Raw genomic sequence first — 15299 nt, forward strand, 5'->3', positions numbered from 1 at the left:
CGCGCGGGGTGGGCGCACGAGCCGACGGATGCCCGGGGCCGCTACGCCGCGGCGCCCGCCGCCGCGCGCACCTTGCGCAGGAAGTACTCGTGGAAGCGGTGGTCGCCCTGGATCTCCGGGTGGAAGCTCGTGCCGATGAGGTTGCCCTGCTCGACCGCGACCACGCGCCCGTCGGCCAGCGAGGCGAGGGGCGTGGCGCGCGGACCCACCGATTCGACCACCGGCCCGCGGATGAACACGGCGCGCACCGGCGGCTCGCCGAGCGCCGGCACGTCGAGTTCGGTCTCGAAGGACTGGTTCTGCGACCCGAAGGCGTTCCGACGCACGACCACGTCGAGCCCGCCGAGGTTCTGCTGGCCGTCGATCGTGTCGAGCAGGGTGTCGGCGATCATGATGAGCCCGGCGCACGTGCCGTACACGGGAAGCCCCTCGGCGATGCGCCGCTTCAGCGGCTCGGCGACGCCGAACGACCGCGAGAGCTTGTCCATCACGGTCGACTCGCCGCCGGGGATCACGAGGCCGTCGATGCCCGCCACGTCATCGGGACGCCGCACGAGCACGACGCGCGCGCCGAGTTCGCCGAGCACGCGCGCGTGCTCGCGGAAGTCCCCCTGGAGGGCGAGGACGCCGACGGTCGGCCCCGCGGCATCCGTCGCCCCCAGGGACTCGTCGCGGAGACTCACCATCCGCGCTCGGCGAGGCGGTGCGGAGCGGGCAGGTCGCCGACGTTGATGCCGACCATGGCCTCGCCGAGCCCGCGCGACACCTCGGCGACGACCTTGGGGTCGTCGTAGAACGTGGTGGCCTTGACGATGGCGGCCGCACGCTGCTCGGGGTTGCCCGACTTGAAGATGCCCGATCCGACGAACACGCCGTCGGCGCCGAGCTGCATCATCATCGCGGCGTCCGCCGGGGTGGCGACGCCGCCGGCGGTGAACAGGACGACGGGGAGCTTGCCGGTCTGCGCGACCTCGAGCACGAGCTCGTACGGCGCCTGGAGCTCCTTCGCGGCGACGTACAGCTCGTCGCGCGTCATCGACTTCAGCTGGTTGACCTCCGAGGTGATCTTGCGGATGTGCTTGGTCGCCTCCGAGACGTCGCCCGTGCCGGCCTCGCCCTTGGAGCGGATCATCGCCGCGCCCTCGTTGATGCGGCGGAGCGCCTCGCCCAGGTTCGTCGCACCGCAGACGAAGGGCGTGGTGAAGCCCCACTTGTCGATGTGGTTGACGTAGTCGGCGGGCGAGAGCACCTCGGACTCGTCGATGTAGTCGACGTCGAGCGCCTGGAGGACCTGCGCCTCGACGAAGTGGCCGATGCGCGCCTTCGCCATGACCGGGATGGAGACCTCGGCGATGATCGCCTCGATGAGGTCGGGGTCGCTCATGCGGGCGACGCCGCCCTGCGCGCGGATGTCGGCGGGAACGCGCTCGAGGGCCATGACGGCGACGGCGCCGGCGTCCTCGGCGATGCGCGCCTGCTCGGGCGTGACGACGTCCATGATGACGCCGCCCTTCAGCATCTCGGCGAGGCCGCGCTTCACGCGGCTCGAGCCGGTCTCGGACGTGCTCATCAGTGGTTCCCTTCGACGGATGGCGCGCGCTCGCGCAACGTGGCGGACAAGGCGTTGGCTTGACCTAGGCCAAAAGATAGCATGGACCGAGTCCTCCTCCCCGAACAGTGATGGATCATGACATGACCCTCGAGATCACCGGCAGCTCGGCCGCGGACATCGCCGCGAGCGTGCGCGCCCTGATCGAGCGCGGGGCGCTGCGTCCCGGCGATGCGCTGCCGCCCGTGCGCAACCTCGCGGACGATCTCGGCGTCAACCGGAACACCGCCGTCGCGGCGTACCGGCAGCTCACCACGGCGGGCGTGGTCGTCACGCGCGGCCGCGGCGGTACGCGCGTTGCCGATCGATCGGCCGTCGCCCAGGAGGGGTTCGCCGCCGACAGCGTGCTCCGCGACGTCGCGACGGGCAACCCCGACCCCGACCTCATCCCCGACCCGTCCCGCGCACTCGCGGGCATGGCCGGCCGGCCCGTGCTCTACGGCGAGCCGGTCGTCGACCCCGGCCTCGAGCGGTGGGCCCGCGACTGGGTCGGCGACGACCTCGCGCCGCCGGAGGTGCGACTCACGATCACCAGCGGCGCGGCCGACGCGGTCGAGCGGCTCCTCGCCCAGGCGCTCGTCCGCGACGACGCCGTCGCGCTCGAGGATCCGTGCTTCCTCACGAGCATCCACACCGTCCGGGTCGGCGGCTACCGCCCCGTGCCCGTCCCGGTCGACGACGAGGGCATGACCGTGGCGGGGCTTCGCGCAGCGCTCGAGCAGGGCGTGCGTGCGGTCGTGTGCACGCCCCGCGCGCAGAACCCGACGGGCGCGAGCCTCTCGGAGCGCCGTGCCGAGGAACTGCGTGCCGTCCTGCGCGAGCACCCGTACGTGCTCGTCATCGAGGACGACCACTTCTCGATGCTCTCGCGAAGGCCGTACCGCTCGCTCATCGGGCCCGAGCACCGTCGCTGGGCGCTCGTGCGATCGGTGTCGAAGTTCCTCGGCCCCGACATGTGCCTCGCGGTGACCGCGTCCGATCCCGAGACCGCCGATCGGCTCGCGATGCGGCTCACGCCGGGCACCACGTGGGTGAGCCACCTCCTCCAGCGCCTGACGCTCGCACTCGTGACCGACCCCGACGTCGACGCGGCCATCGCGGCCGCGGGCGCGCACTACGCCGCACGGAACGACGCCTTCGCCGGACGCCTCACCGAGCTCGGCCTGCCCACGACGGCGGGCGACGGCCTCAACCTCTGGGTCGCCCTGCCGGTGCCGGCTCGCGACGTGTCGGAGCAGCTGATGCGCCGCGGCTGGCTCGTGCGGACGGGCGACGAGTTCGTGCTCGCGGATGCTCCGGCGACGCACCGCCTTCGACTCACCGTCCACGATCTCTCCGACGCCGACGCCGAGCGGCTCGCCACCGACCTCGCCGCGGCCGTCCGCGCCGCCGGAGGACGTCCGGCTCCGGCGGGGATGGAATGATCGACGGGTGAAGGTCCTCTCGATCCAGTCCGCCGTGGCGTACGGCCACGTCGGCAACTCCGCCGCCGTCTTCCCGCTCCAGCGCATCGGCGTCGAGGTGATGCCCGTCTACACGGTCAACTTCTCCAACCACACGGGCTACGGCGCGTGGCGCGGCCCCCTGATCAGCCCCGACGACGTCCGCGAGGTGATCGCGGGCATCGAGGACCGCGGGGCGTTCCCGGAGATCGACGTCATCCTCTCCGGCTACCAGGGCTCCGAGGGCATCGCCGACGTCATCCTCGACGCGGTCGCGCGCATCAAGTCCGCCAACCCCGCCGCGGTCTACTCGTGCGATCCGGTCATGGGCAATGCGAAGAGCGGATGCTTCGTGGCGCCTGCCATTCCCGTCCTGCTGCGCGATCGCGTCGTGCCCGCCGCCGACCTCATCACGCCGAACCAGTTCGAACTCGGCTACCTCACGGGCACCGAGCCCGACTCGCTGGAGACGACGCTCGAGTCGGTCGAGCTCGCACGCGCCTCCGGACCGCGGACCGTGCTCGTCACGAGCGTCGAGCGACCCGACCGCGAGGACGGCACGATCGAGATGCTCGCGGTCGACGACGACGGCGCCTGGATCGTGCAGACGCCGCTGCTGCCCATGAAGGCCAACGGCTCGGGGGATGTCACGGCGGCGCTGTTCTCCGCCCACTACCGCCGCACCGGCGACGCGGCCGACGCGCTCGCCCGCACGGCGTCGAGCGTCTTCGACCTGCTGGCGAACACGCACGAGTCCGGAGAGCGCGAACTGCGGCTCATCGAGTCCCAGGAGTCGTACGCGAACCCGCAGATGCAGTTCGAGGTCCGACGGGTCCGCTGACCGAGCGCTCAGCGCGGCCAGGCCTCCGCGATCTCCTCGCGCACCTCGCCGAGGAGCCGCGGCAGCGCCTTCGTGCCGGCGATGATCGGGAAGAAGTTCGCGTCGAGCGCCCACCTCGGCACGATGTGCTGGTGCAGGTGCTCGGCGATGCCGGCGCCGGCGATCCGGCCCTGGTTCATGCCGATGTTGAACCCGTCGCAGCGCGACACCTGCTTCACGGTGCGCATCGCGACCTGCGTGAGCTCGCCGATCTCGGCGACCTCCTCGGGCGTCGCCTCGTCGTAGGTCGCGACATGGCGGTAGGGGCAGACCAGCAGGTGCCCGCTGTTGTACGGGTAGAGGTTGAGGAGCACGTAGGCGTGCTCGCCGCGCGCGACGATGAGCGACTGCTCGTCGCTGAGCTCCGGCGCTCGGCAGAAGGGGCACGCGTGCTCGTCGGGCTGCTGCCCGTGCTGGATGTAGACCAGCCGGTGCGGGGTCCAGAGCCGCTGGAACGCGTCGGGGACGCCCGCCAGGTCGGCCGCGCCATCCGTCGGCACGCCCTCGAACTCGCCGGGCCCGTAGGAATCGGTCATGCGAACAGGTCGTCCCGGGTGGTCACCTGACGACGATCGGCGATCGCGTCGAGGATCCGGCGCCCGGCGTCGGCGATCGGCACGCCGTTCTCCTGCGTGCCGTCGCGGAAGCGGAAGCTCACCGTCTCGCCGGTGCGGTCGTTCTCGCCCGCGATGAGCTGGATCGGCACCTTCTGCGTGGTGTGGGTGCGGATCTTCTTCTGCATGCGGTCGTCGCTGGTGTCGAGCTCGGTGCGCACGCCCGCACCCGCGAGCTGCGTGAGGATGCCGCCGAGGTAGGGCGCGTACTCGTCGGCGACCGGGATTCCGACGACCTGCACCGGCGAGAGCCAGAGCGGGAACGCACCCGCGTAGTGCTCGGTGAGCACCCCGAAGAAGCGCTCGATCGACCCGAACTTCGCCGAGTGGATCATGACCGGCTGCTGGTGCGTGCCGTCGGCGGCCGTGTACTCGAGGCCGAAGCCCTCGGGCTGGTTGAAGTCGTACTGGATCGTCGACATCTGCCAGGTGCGGCCGATGGCGTCGCGCGCCTGCACGGAGATCTTCGGGCCGTAGAACGCCGCGCCGCCCGGGTCCATCACGAGCTCGAGCCCGGACGCCTCGGCGACGTCGCGCAGCACGTTCGTCGCGACCTCCCACTGCTCGTCGGTGCCCTTGAACTTGTCGGAGTCGGCATCGCGGGTGGAGAGCTCGAGGTAGTAGTCGTCGAGGCCGAAGTCGCGGAGCAGGCCCAGCACGAAGTTCAGCAGGTGCTCGATCTCGGCGGGCGCCTGCTCGGGCGTGACGTAGCTGTGCGAGTCGTCCTGGGTGAGCCCGCGCACGCGCGTGAGGCCCTGCACGACGCCCGACTTCTCATACCGGTAGACGGTGCCGAACTCGAAGAACCGCAGCGGCAGCTCGCGGTACGAGCGCCCTCGGGAGCGGTAGATGAGGTTCTGCATCGGGCAGTTCATCGCCTTGAGGTAGTACTCGCTGTTCTCGAGCTCCATCGGCGGGAACATCGTGTCCTTGTAGTACGGCAGGTGGCCGGACAGCTCGAAGACGTGCGCCTTCGTGATGTGCGGCGTCGAGACGTACTGGAACCCCTCCTCGATGTGGCGCCGGCGGACGTAGTCCTCCATCTCGCGCTTGATGACGCCGCCCTTGGGGTGGAACACGGGCAGGCCCGAGCCGATCTCGTCGGGGAAGCTGAAGAGGTCGAGCTCGACGCCGAGCTTGCGGTGGTCGCGGCGTGCGGCTTCCTCGAGGCGGTGCTGGTACGCGCGCAGCTCGTCCTTGGTCGGCCAGGCGGTGCCGTAGATGCGCTGCAGCTGCGGGTTCTTCTCCGACCCGCGCCAGTAGGCCGCGGCGACGCGCATGAGCGCCCACCCGTTGCCGATCATGCGGGTGCTCGGCAGGTGCGGGCCCCGGCAGAGGTCCTTCCATGCGACCTCGCCGGTCTTCGGGTCGACGTTGTCGTAGATCGTGAGCTCGGCGCCGCCGACTTCGACCGACTCGTTGTCGTCCTGGCCGGCCTCGCCGCCGGTGGGGTGGCCCTTGAGCCCGATGAGCTCGAGCTTGTACGGCTCGGCGGCGAGTTCGGCGCGGGCCTCGTCGTCGGTCACGACGCGCCGGACGAAGCGCTGGCCCGAGCGGATGATCCGCGCCATCTCCTTGTCGAGGACCTTGAGGTCCTCGGGCGTGAACGGCTCGGCGACGTCGAAGTCGTAGTAGAAGCCGTCGGTCACGGGCGGCCCGATGCCGAGCTTCGCGTCGGGGTTGACCTTCTGCACGGCCTGCGCGAGCACGTGGGCGGTCGAGTGGCGGAGGATCGCGAGTCCGTCGGGCGAGTCGATCGTGACGGGCTCGACGACGTCGGTGTCGCCCACCGTCGTCGCGAGGTCCTTCAGCTCGCCGTTGACGCGCATCGCGACAACGGATCGATCGGTGAAGAGCTCGAAGCCGTCGGCCAAGTGGATCCACTCCCCTGCTGTGTGAGACGCAACCACTCAACTGTAGTCGCGCCCGGGAGAACCTCGGCACGGGGCGCCGGGGGTCCCATCGGATCCGGACATCGCTCCTCGGGCAGACCGCGGTCTCGCGCTCAGCGATCGACGGGCTCGCTCGACGTGTCCACCGCAGCGATGCCGAACTCGTCGGTGAACGCGCCGACGGCCGGCACGAAGTCGACGTCGAGCGACGACCGTGAGAGCCCAACGCGGAGGTTGCCCCACGACGGCTCTGCATTCGCCCCCGACCAGGCGACGAAGTAGCCCGCCTCCCGGTCGTCGAAGTGGACGTCGCGCAGTGCCGTGCCACCCGTTCCGACCGTGGCGAACACCGTGCCTGCGCCCTGTTCGAGACGATCACCGTCGTCGACGATGCAGTCAACGGTGATCTCGTCCGGAGCGATCGATTCGCAGCGCGGCCCGTGCCCGAGCTGGGCGGTGCGCTGGTACAGATGCTCATGTCCGCTGATCACGAGATCCGCTCCCGCCGCGACGAGCAGGTCCGCGATCTCGGGGCCCGGGTCGCACTCGTAGTTGCCGACCGAGAGGCACGGCTTGTGCATCCCGACGATCACCCAGGGAATGCCGGACGTCCGCGCACCCTCGATCGCCCGCCGGGTCCACGCCGAACGCTCGCTGCCGTCGGCGTAGGACCACGGGCCGTCGTCGAACGTGATGCCCGGGGAGATCATCACGAGTCGCGCGAGCGGGGCGTCGGCGGGCACGTCCACGTAGTACTGGCGTGCGTACTCCCCCACCATCCCGGGCAGCCGCTCGGGGAGGCACTCGGCGAACGTGTCGATATGGCCGTCGAGCCCATCGGACTCGTGATTGCCGGCGATGAGCTGGAAGGGGAATCCCGCCCCGACCTGCCCGGTCACGAACTCGCACCATGCCGGCTCCTCCCCCGGGTCGCCGTACGAGAGGTCGCCGAGGGCGATGTGGAACTCGGCGCCGAGGACGGGAACCTGCGCGAGCGTCGCCCCGGCTTCCGGCGTCGACCCGATATCCCCGGAGGCCGTGAACGCGATCCCAGCGGCCGGCTGCTCCTCGAACGCCCGCTGGTCCGGCGCCGGCGGGCCAGCGCACGCGCCGATCAGCAGGATCACGGTGACACCCAGCCCGGATGCCGCGCTCCCTCGGTGTCGGACGCCGACCATGCTCAACTGTACGACCGCAGTCGCCGTCGCCCCCGAACTCGCCGACAGGCGGCCCCCGCGCCCCCCCGAAACGGGATATTGCATCGCTGGCTCGGCGCCTGCCACGCTGCTCGCGGGAGGAGATACCGAGGTTTCCTCAGAATATGGAGCGTGGTCATGAATCGCACCGCCCTGCTTCACGCCGTCGCCGCCGTCGCCGCGGTGATCCTGGTCGCCGCGGGAGGCGCGGCGGCACAGGCCCACGACGACGTCCCGATCGAACTGCCCACGGGCGCCCTGCTGCCCGATGTCGTCGAGGAGGTCCCGCACCACCTGCAGATCCAGAACACGCAGCAGCGCGAATCGCTCCGGTTCTCGACGACCCACATCAACATCGGCGAAGGCAACCTCCAGATCCGCGGAGGCGGCCAGGTCGAGCCGTGCGAGATCGACGGGCAGTCCTACGCGGAGTGCACGATCGCGACGCAGGAGATCCTCGACGCGAGCGGTGACGTGGTCGCCACGCACGACGCCGGCGCAGCCGTCTTCCACCCCCAGCACAACCACTGGCACCAGTCCGCGGTGGCGCTGTTCGACATCCGGAGCCCCGGCCCCGGCCAGGTCACCGACGACCCTGCCGAGATGACCGGGATCTGGTCCGAGGGAGTGAAGATCACCTTCTGCTTCGTGGACATCGAGTTCATCGGAGAGACCGGGGCCCTGAAGAAGGAGAAGCCGCGCACCTACTTCGAGTGCAACGGGGACCTGCAGGGACTCGCGTCCTGGTGGGCCGACTCGTATCACCAGTCGACTCCGTTGCAGGAACTCGACGTCACGGACATCCCGGACGGCGAGTACTACCTCACGCACCTCGCCGACCCCGACGACCATTGGATCGAGTCGGACGAGACGAACAACTTCACGTGGGTGAAGTTCCGGCTCACGCGCACGAGCTCGAACGCGAAGGTCGAGGTGCTCGACCAGTCGCCGTGCGTCCCCGAGGTGATCTGCGGCTTCGGCGGCAACCCCTGACCCGCGGAACGACGAAGGCCCCGGCATCTGCCGGGGCCTTCGTGCTGGTGGGCGATACTGGGATCGAACCAGTGACCTCTTCCGTGTCAGGGAAGCGCGCTACCGCTGCGCCAATCGCCCGGGGTGTGAGTGAGTTCCAGGAACTCGTCTCGAGGTGGATACGGGATTCGAACCCGTGTATACGGCTTTGCAGGCCGCTGCCTCGCCTCTCGGCCAATCCACCGTTGCTTGGGTTCACCACCAAAGAACAAACCGGCTTGCGCCGGCTTGGTCAGAGCGGATGACGAGACTCGAACTCGCGACCCTCACCTTGGCAAGGTGATGCGCTACCAACTGCGCCACATCCGCGTCGCTCGCATTTCTGCGTGCAGAAAGACAATAACCGATCCCGTGAACGAATGACAAACCGAGCCCCATGCGCCCGGGATTCCGGCCGGTCACGCGACCAATCGGCCCGAACGTCTCGGGCGTGTCGCGGTCGCGCGCGACTCGCCTGCACCTCCGTCGGCGGGCGCCCCGCATCGCGGTTTCCCGCCCCCGACGCGGTCGCGCGGACCCTCGCGCGCCGATGTGCAATCGACCCGCTCGGTGGGCTAGTATCGAGTCCGCGGTCGCGATCCCATCGGGTCCGCGGAGATGGGCGATTGGCGCAGCTGGTAGCGCGCTTCCTTCACACGGAAGAGGTCGTCGGTTCGAGCCCGGCATCGCCCACCACCACGAGACGCCCCCGGTTCCCCCGGGGGCGTTTCGACGTTCGGGGTCGCGTGGGCGTCAGCCCCACCCGTAGCGCGCGGCGAGCGCGTCGACGAGGAGCGCGTACCGCTCGGCGTCGAGCGACGCCGCCTCACGCCGCATCCCCTCGGCATGCACGAGGAAGACCCGGTCGATCCGCGCCCAGCTCGGCCGGCCCTCGCCGTCCCAGCCGCCCGCGCCGAGCGCGACCGCGTCGCCGTTCCCGTCCTGCGGCTTGCTCGTGAGCTGCACCGCGAGGAACCGGCCATCGGCGCCCGCCGCGACGACGGCAACGGGCCGGTCCTTGCCCCGGCCGTCGCGTTCCTCGTAGGGCACCCAGGTCCACACGACCTCGCCGGGGTCCGGCTCGCCGTCGCGCTCCGGCGTGTAGGCGAACCGCACGCGTCGCACGCCGGCGGGATCCAGCTCGACCGTCGCCGACGGACCGGTGCGCCCCGGCCACTCCTCGCCGCCATCAGCAGGGGGCCGCCACGCGGCATCGGTCGACGTCGCCGCCGCGGGTCGGGCGGAGTCGCCGCCCGACGCGGTCGGCGACGGACGGATGACACGCCTGAGGGCGGTGAGGAAGCGGCGGGTGTCAGGCACACCCGCACACTACCCTCACCGCCCTCGCGGTGATCGCAGGATCAGACGGTCTCGAGCTTGTAGCCCTCTTCACCGTGGACGATGGTGTCGATGCCGGCGAGCTCGTCCTCGTTCTTCACGCGGAAGCCGATGGTCTTCTCGATCGCGAAGCCGACCACGAAGGCCACGATGAACGAGTAGAGCAGGACGCCGATGGCGGCGATCGCCTGCACGGCCAGCTGGCCGGCGTCGCCACCGACGAAGAGGCCGGTGCCGGTCGCGAAGAAGCCGAGGTAGAGCGTACCGATGAGGCCGCCGACCAGGTGGATGCCCACGACGTCGAGCGAGTCGTCGAAGCCGAGCTTGAACTTGAGCTCGATGGCCAGCGCGCAGACCGCGCCCGCCACGACGCCGAGGACGGTCGCCCAACCCGGGGTGAGGTTGGCACAGGCGGGGGTGATCGCGACGAGACCCGCGACGGCGCCCGAAGCGGCACCGACGGAGGTCGGCTTTCCGTCCTTGAACTTCTCGACGAGGAGCCAGGCGAGGATGGCCGCAGCCGTGGCGACGAGCGTGTTCACCGCGATGAGGCCGACGCCGGGCATGCCCTCGGCGAGGAACTCGGCGCCGGCGTTGAAGCCGAACCAGCCGAACCACAGGATCGAGGCGCCGAGCAGGGTCAGCGGCACGTTGTGCGGCTTGTCCATGCCCTTCTGGAAGCCCACGCGCTTGCCGAGCACGAGTGCCAGGGCGAGCGCCGCGGCACCGGCGTTGATGTGCACCGCGGTTCCACCGGCGTAGTCGATGACGCCCGGGAGGCCGAGGGTGTCGCCGAGCGACAGGATCCAGCCGCCGCCCCACACCCAGGCCGCGACCGGGAAGTAGACGAGGGTGGCCCAGATGCCGGCGAAGATCATCCACGCGCCGAACTTCGCGCGGTCGGCGATGGCGCCCGAGATGAGCGCGACCGTGATGATGGCGAACGTCGCGCCGAAGATCACGCCGAGCAGGTCGGCGTTGGCCGACTCACCGGAGGCGAGACTCGCGAGCCCGAAGTCGGCGAACGGGTTGCCCGAGAACTCCCAGGCGCTGCCGACCGCGCTCATGTTGAAGCCGTACAGCACCCACAGGACGCTGATCAGTCCCATTGCGCCGAAGCTCATCATCATCATGCTGACGACGCTCTTCGCCTTGACCAGGCCGCCGTAGAAGAACGCGACGCCCGGCGTCATGAAGAGCACGAGCGCGGATGCCGTGACGGCCCACGCGATGTTGCCGCTATCCATAGGTAATCCTCACACCTCTTGGTTTGCAGGGGACGTACCGCGAGGGGGATGAGACTGGGGCTCGTCTCGAGGTACGTCGATCAGACTGGTGCGAGAAGGTTTCGACGACGGGGCACGCTGCGTTTCGCAACGGTTACGGATTCGCCCTGAATGTAACGAGCGTGTTTCCGGATGCCGCGACGAGCCTCCGAAAGAGCCGCCGAGGACTTGTGCGGGTCGCTCGCCTGCGGCTCAGTCGTGCGGCGGGAGCTCGCCCGTGGTGAGCGCGATCATGCGCGACATCGAGCGCAGGTACTTCTTGCGGTAGCCGCCCGAGAGCATGTCCCCGCCGAACACCTCGTCGAGCTCCAGGCCGCTGGCCAGGATGGGCACCTCGGCGTCGTACACGCGGTCGATGAACGCGACGAGGCGCAGGGCGGCGTTCTGGTCGGTGAGCTCGCGGACCCCGGTGAGCGCGATGAACTCGAGCCCCTCGATGAGCTTGATGTACTTCGACGGGTGCACCGTCGACAGGTGCGCGAGGAGGTCGTCGAACCCGTCGAGGGAGACGCGATGGCCCCGGGAGGCGAGCGTCGTCGCAGCGTGCTCCACGGCCGCGTCGTCGGCGAGCGCCTCGGCGTGCCCCTCGGTGTCGCGGCGGCGGTAGTCGAGGCCGTCGATGCGCAGCGTCTCGAAGTTCGACGACAGCGCGTGGATCTCGCGGAGGAAGTCGGCCGCCGCGAACCGGCCCTCGCCGAGCGCGTTCGGCGGCGTGTTGCTCGTGGCCGCCACGCGGGTGCCGCCCGCCATGAGCTCGCCGAGGAATCGGGTCATGAGCATGGTGTCGCCCGGGTCGTCGAGCTCGAACTCGTCGATGCAGATGAGGCGCGCACCGCGCAGCAGCTCGACGGCCGGCGCGTAGCCGAGCGCGCCGACCAGCGCGGTGTACTCGATGAACGTGCCGAAGTACTTCGGGCCGTGCGCGACGTGCCAGAGCGCCGCGAGGAGGTGCGTCTTGCCGACGCCGAAGCCGCCGTCGAGGTACACCCCGGGGAGCTCGATGCGCGCAGGCCGCTTCCGTGAGAAGAACCCGCCGGGCTTCTGGGCGGCGCGCCACGCGCCGGCGAAGGTGTTCAGCCGGTCGAGGGCGGCCTGCTGCGACGGGAAGTCGTGATCGGGCCGGTACGACTCGAACGAGGCGTGCGCGAACTGCGGCGGGGGCACCAGCTCGGACGCGATCTCGGCGCCCGTGATCGACGGGTGGCGGTCGACGAGTCGCTCGATGGCGGATGCCGCTGCAGTGGTCATCGGCGTGGGATCTCCTGTTGCACCTCGTGACATGCGCGGTGACGACGACCGGCATGCCGCGTAGATTCGGTGGTGGACGGGTCACCAGCCTAGTCCGCTCCCCGATCCCGCCTCGCCCGACCGGGCGACCACTGGAGGTTCCCCATGTCCGTCGAGTTCGACCCCGCCGCCAAGCTGGCCGAGTACGCCCACCCCGAGCGGCTCGTCACCACGGACTGGCTCGCCGAACGCCTCGGAGCGCCGGGACTCGTCGTGGTCGAGTCCGACGAGGACGTCCTGCTCTACGAGGTCGGCCACATCCCGACCGCGGTGAAGGTCGACTGGCACACCGAGCTGAACGACCCCGTGGTGCGCGACTACCTCTCCGGCGAGCAGTTCGCCGAGCTGCTCTCCGCGAAGGGCATCGCGCGCGACGACACGGTCGTGATCTACGGCGACAAGAACAACTGGTGGGCCGCCTACGCGCTCTGGGTCTTCACCCTCTTCGGGCACGAGGACGTCCGACTCCTCGACGGCGGCCGCGACAAGTGGATCGCCGAGGGGCGCCCGCTGACCACCGACGCACCGGCACGCGAACCCGTCGAGTACCCGGTCGTGGAGCGCGACGACACCGTCATCCGCGCCTTCAAGGACGACGTCCTCGCCCACTTCGGCAACCCGCTCATCGACGTCCGCTCACCGGAGGAGTACACGGGCGAGCGCACGCACATGCCCGCCTACCCCGAGGAGGGCGCGCTGCGCGGCGGCCACATCCCGACCGCGGCGTCCGTGCCCTGGGCGCGCGCCGCCGCCGAGGACGGCACGTTCCGCACGCGCGCCGAACTCGACGCCATCTACCGCGACGAGGTCGGGCTCGAGGACGGCGACGACGTCATCGCGTACTGCCGGATCGGCGAGCGATCAAGCCACACCTGGTTCGTCCTGACCCACCTGCTCGGATTCGAGGGCGTCCGCAACTACGACGGGTCCTGGACCGAGTGGGGCAGCGCGGTGCGCGTGCCGATCGAGACGGGCCCGGAGCGCGGCGAGGCGCCGACCCGATAGGACGCATGCCCGGCGCCGGGTGGGAGAATGGACCGGATGGATGCCACGACCCTCCCCCCGGCGCTCGCCGAGACCCGCGAGGACTTCCTCGCACTCGGCGTGAAGGACCGCCTGACGCTGCTGCTCGACTTCTCCAACGAACTGCCCGAGCTTCCCGAGCGCTACCGCGACCACCCCGACCTGCTCGAGCGCGTCGAGGAGTGCCAGTCCCCCGTCTACATCTTCGTCGAGGTCGACCCGGAGGGCCTCGTGCACATGCACGCGACCGCACCGGCGGAGGCGCCCACCACGCGCGGATTCGCGTCGATCCTCGCGCAGGGACTCGACGGGCTCACGCCCGACGAGGTGTTCGCGATCCCCGCCGACTACCCGCAGTCGCTCGGCCTGGGCGAGGCCGTCTCGCCGCTGCGGGTGCGCGGCATGTCGGGCATGCTCGCCCGCGCGAAGCGCCAGCTCACGGAGCGCATCGCCGCCTGACCGGCCGGACCGACGAGCGCGCGATCGACCGCGCGGTGTCCGCGCTCAGCGCGCCGCGAGCCAGTCGTGCACGAGCATGGTCCATCGCCGGGCGTCGTGGTTCCACAGCTTCGTGTGGCGCGCGCCCTCGAACACCTCGAACTGCACGAGGTCGGAGCGCACCTCCGCGAGCCGGCGCGACCCGTCGATCGGGACGAAGCCGTCGTCCTCGCTGTGCATCAGCAGGATCGGGACGTGCAGTTCGTCGGCACGGGCGACCGCGTCGAGCGCCTCGAGGTCGATCGGCGCGGCCAAGCCGGTCAGCGTGCCGGCGAGGGGGGCGCTGAGCACGCGTGCCACCGCGCCGCCGAGCTCCGCGGGCAGACCGAGCGCGCGCCCCTGGAATCGGAGGATGTCAGGCCAGTCGACCGCAGGCGACTCCAGGATGACGCCGACCAGGTGTTCCCGGACCTCGTCGGACCGCAGCACGGTCTGCAACGCGATGGAACCTCCCATGGACCAGCCCATCAGGACGACGCGTCGGGCGCCGCGCTCGACGGCGAACCGGACCGCGGCGACCACGTCCTCCCACTCCGTGCCGCCGAGGCCGTACCTGCGGTCCTCGCTGGCAGGCGCCTCGCCGTCGTTCCGGTACGAGACGAGCAGCGAGGACCAGCCGGCCCTGGTCGCCGGCTCGACCGCGCGCAGCCCCTCGTGGCGCTTGGCACCCCGGCCGTGGACGACGATGAGCCAGTCGGCGGAGGGCGCGCCCGCGGCATCCGTCGCCGGGACGAACCAGGCCGGAGCCGGACCGAGCGGCGTCGGGACCACGACGTTCTCGTACCGCTCCGAGACCTCCCACGGACCGAGGTGGACCCACCCGCTGATCCGGCCGCGTGCGGCCCGATCGAGCCGTCCGAACTCCACCGACTCGACGACGCGCCGCACCCGGTGACCGTCGTCGTGCAGCACGTCGCCCACCCGCGCGTAGCCCGAGTCGTGCTCGAACCAGAGACCGTACCGTCCGCGCATCCGCGCCTCCTCGGCACCCGAGAGCACCACCTCGCCGGCCGCGAGGTCGACCCGCTCGATGCGGAGGTCGTCCTCGCGATCCGGCTCGGGCGTCACCACGCGGCGAGCGAAGACGATCGCCGTCGCCGCGGTCGCCGCAGCGAACGCGGCGCCCACGATGGCGAGACCGCCGAGCACCGCGCCGATCGGTCCCATCGTGCGCTCGAGCCTCGACATCCCGCCTCCTGTTCGTCGCCGACGTGCATCGCCCG

14 protein-coding genes and 4 tRNA genes are annotated in these 15299 nt (G+C 70.6%); 6 read left to right on the plus strand and 12 right to left on the minus strand.

The annotated features are described in order from the left end of the window. Positions 1 to 41 precede the first annotated feature (41 nt). Positions 42 to 686: a pyridoxal 5'-phosphate synthase glutaminase subunit PdxT gene (pdxT, locus tag ESO86_RS00725; RefSeq protein WP_129232988.1), complete on the minus strand. Its 645-nt coding sequence runs from the start codon at positions 684 to 686 to the stop codon at positions 42 to 44. Beyond that, positions 680 to 1570: a pyridoxal 5'-phosphate synthase lyase subunit PdxS gene (gene pdxS, locus ESO86_RS00730; protein ID WP_129232989.1), complete on the minus strand. Its 891-nt coding sequence runs from the start codon at positions 1568 to 1570 to the stop codon at positions 680 to 682. The genes pdxT and pdxS overlap by 7 nt, the downstream gene beginning before the upstream one ends. 122 nt (positions 1571 to 1692) lie before the next feature. On the opposite strand from pdxS, the gene ESO86_RS00735 reads away from it, so the two are divergent. Then, positions 1693 to 3033, plus strand: a complete 1341-nt coding sequence (locus ESO86_RS00735; RefSeq protein WP_242492132.1) for an aminotransferase class I/II-fold pyridoxal phosphate-dependent enzyme — start codon at positions 1693 to 1695, stop codon at positions 3031 to 3033. A 7-nt stretch (positions 3034 to 3040) separates the two neighbouring features. Then, entirely contained in the window at positions 3041 to 3892 is an 852-nt protein-coding gene (gene pdxY / locus ESO86_RS00740; protein WP_129232991.1) for a pyridoxal kinase PdxY, read from the plus strand. 8 nt (positions 3893 to 3900) lie between these two features. Here the strand turns inward: pdxY and ESO86_RS00745 are convergent, their stop codons facing one another. The 3 genes from ESO86_RS00745 to ESO86_RS00755 form a co-directional block, all read right to left on the minus strand. After that, complete coding sequence (locus tag ESO86_RS00745; RefSeq protein WP_129232992.1) at positions 3901 to 4467, minus strand: HIT family protein; 567 nt, start codon at positions 4465 to 4467, stop codon at positions 3901 to 3903. Then, positions 4464 to 6374 carry a threonine--tRNA ligase gene (thrS, locus tag ESO86_RS00750; RefSeq protein ID WP_242492135.1) on the minus strand — a complete coding sequence of 637 codons (1911 nt, stop codon included), beginning with the start codon at positions 6372 to 6374 and terminating at the stop codon, positions 4464 to 4466. The genes ESO86_RS00745 and thrS overlap by 4 nt, the downstream gene beginning before the upstream one ends. Before the next feature lie 176 nt (positions 6375 to 6550). Further along, the gene (locus ESO86_RS00755; protein WP_165307185.1) at positions 6551 to 7615 is read right to left on the minus strand and encodes a metallophosphoesterase; all 1065 of its coding nucleotides are present in this window, start codon (positions 7613 to 7615) and stop codon (positions 6551 to 6553) included. A gap of 156 nt (positions 7616 to 7771) precedes the next feature. On the opposite strand from ESO86_RS00755, the gene ESO86_RS00760 reads away from it, so the two are divergent. After that, entirely contained in the window at positions 7772 to 8626 is an 855-nt protein-coding gene (locus ESO86_RS00760; protein ID WP_129232995.1) for a lysyl oxidase family protein, read from the plus strand. 45 nt (positions 8627 to 8671) lie between these two features. Here the strand turns inward: ESO86_RS00760 and ESO86_RS00765 are convergent. The 3 genes from ESO86_RS00765 to ESO86_RS00775 form a co-directional block, all read right to left on the minus strand. After that, positions 8672 to 8746, minus strand: a tRNA-Val gene (locus ESO86_RS00765). A gap of 32 nt (positions 8747 to 8778) precedes the next feature. Then, positions 8779 to 8849 (minus strand) — tRNA-Cys (locus ESO86_RS00770). Positions 8850 to 8901: 52 nt separating this feature from the next. Then, a tRNA-Gly gene (locus tag ESO86_RS00775) sits at positions 8902 to 8974 on the minus strand. A gap of 290 nt (positions 8975 to 9264) precedes the next feature. Between ESO86_RS00775 and ESO86_RS00780 the strand changes: the two genes are divergently transcribed. Continuing rightward, a tRNA-Val gene (locus ESO86_RS00780) sits at positions 9265 to 9340 on the plus strand. A 57-nt stretch (positions 9341 to 9397) separates the two neighbouring features. Here the strand turns inward: ESO86_RS00780 and ESO86_RS00785 are convergent. The 3 genes from ESO86_RS00785 to zapE form a co-directional block, all read right to left on the minus strand. Then, entirely contained in the window at positions 9398 to 9964 is a 567-nt protein-coding gene (locus ESO86_RS00785; protein WP_242492133.1) for a type II toxin-antitoxin system PemK/MazF family toxin, read from the minus strand. A gap of 41 nt (positions 9965 to 10005) precedes the next feature. Beyond that, the gene (locus tag ESO86_RS00790; protein ID WP_129232996.1) at positions 10006 to 11229 is read right to left on the minus strand and encodes an ammonium transporter; all 1224 of its coding nucleotides are present in this window, start codon (positions 11227 to 11229) and stop codon (positions 10006 to 10008) included. A gap of 231 nt (positions 11230 to 11460) precedes the next feature. Continuing rightward, positions 11461 to 12516, minus strand: a complete 1056-nt coding sequence (gene zapE, locus ESO86_RS00795; protein ID WP_129232997.1) for a cell division protein ZapE — start codon at positions 12514 to 12516, stop codon at positions 11461 to 11463. A 144-nt stretch (positions 12517 to 12660) separates the two neighbouring features. Between zapE and ESO86_RS00800 the strand changes: the two genes are divergently transcribed. Both ESO86_RS00800 and ESO86_RS00805 read left to right on the plus strand, forming a co-directional pair. Then, entirely contained in the window at positions 12661 to 13560 is a 900-nt protein-coding gene (locus ESO86_RS00800) for a sulfurtransferase (RefSeq protein WP_129232998.1), read from the plus strand. A 36-nt stretch (positions 13561 to 13596) separates the two neighbouring features. Beyond that, positions 13597 to 14037 (plus strand): SufE family protein, encoded by a 441-nt coding sequence (locus tag ESO86_RS00805; RefSeq protein ID WP_129232999.1) that lies wholly within the window; start codon positions 13597 to 13599, stop codon positions 14035 to 14037. A gap of 45 nt (positions 14038 to 14082) precedes the next feature. Here the strand turns inward: ESO86_RS00805 and ESO86_RS00810 are convergent, their stop codons facing one another. Continuing rightward, the gene (locus ESO86_RS00810; protein WP_129233000.1) at positions 14083 to 15264 is read right to left on the minus strand and encodes an alpha/beta hydrolase family protein; all 1182 of its coding nucleotides are present in this window, start codon (positions 15262 to 15264) and stop codon (positions 14083 to 14085) included. Positions 15265 to 15299: the final 35 nt, after the last annotated feature.

It is taken from the genome of Agromyces binzhouensis (assembly GCF_004135055.1).
Lineage (GTDB): Bacteria > Actinomycetota > Actinomycetes > Actinomycetales > Microbacteriaceae > Agromyces > Agromyces binzhouensis.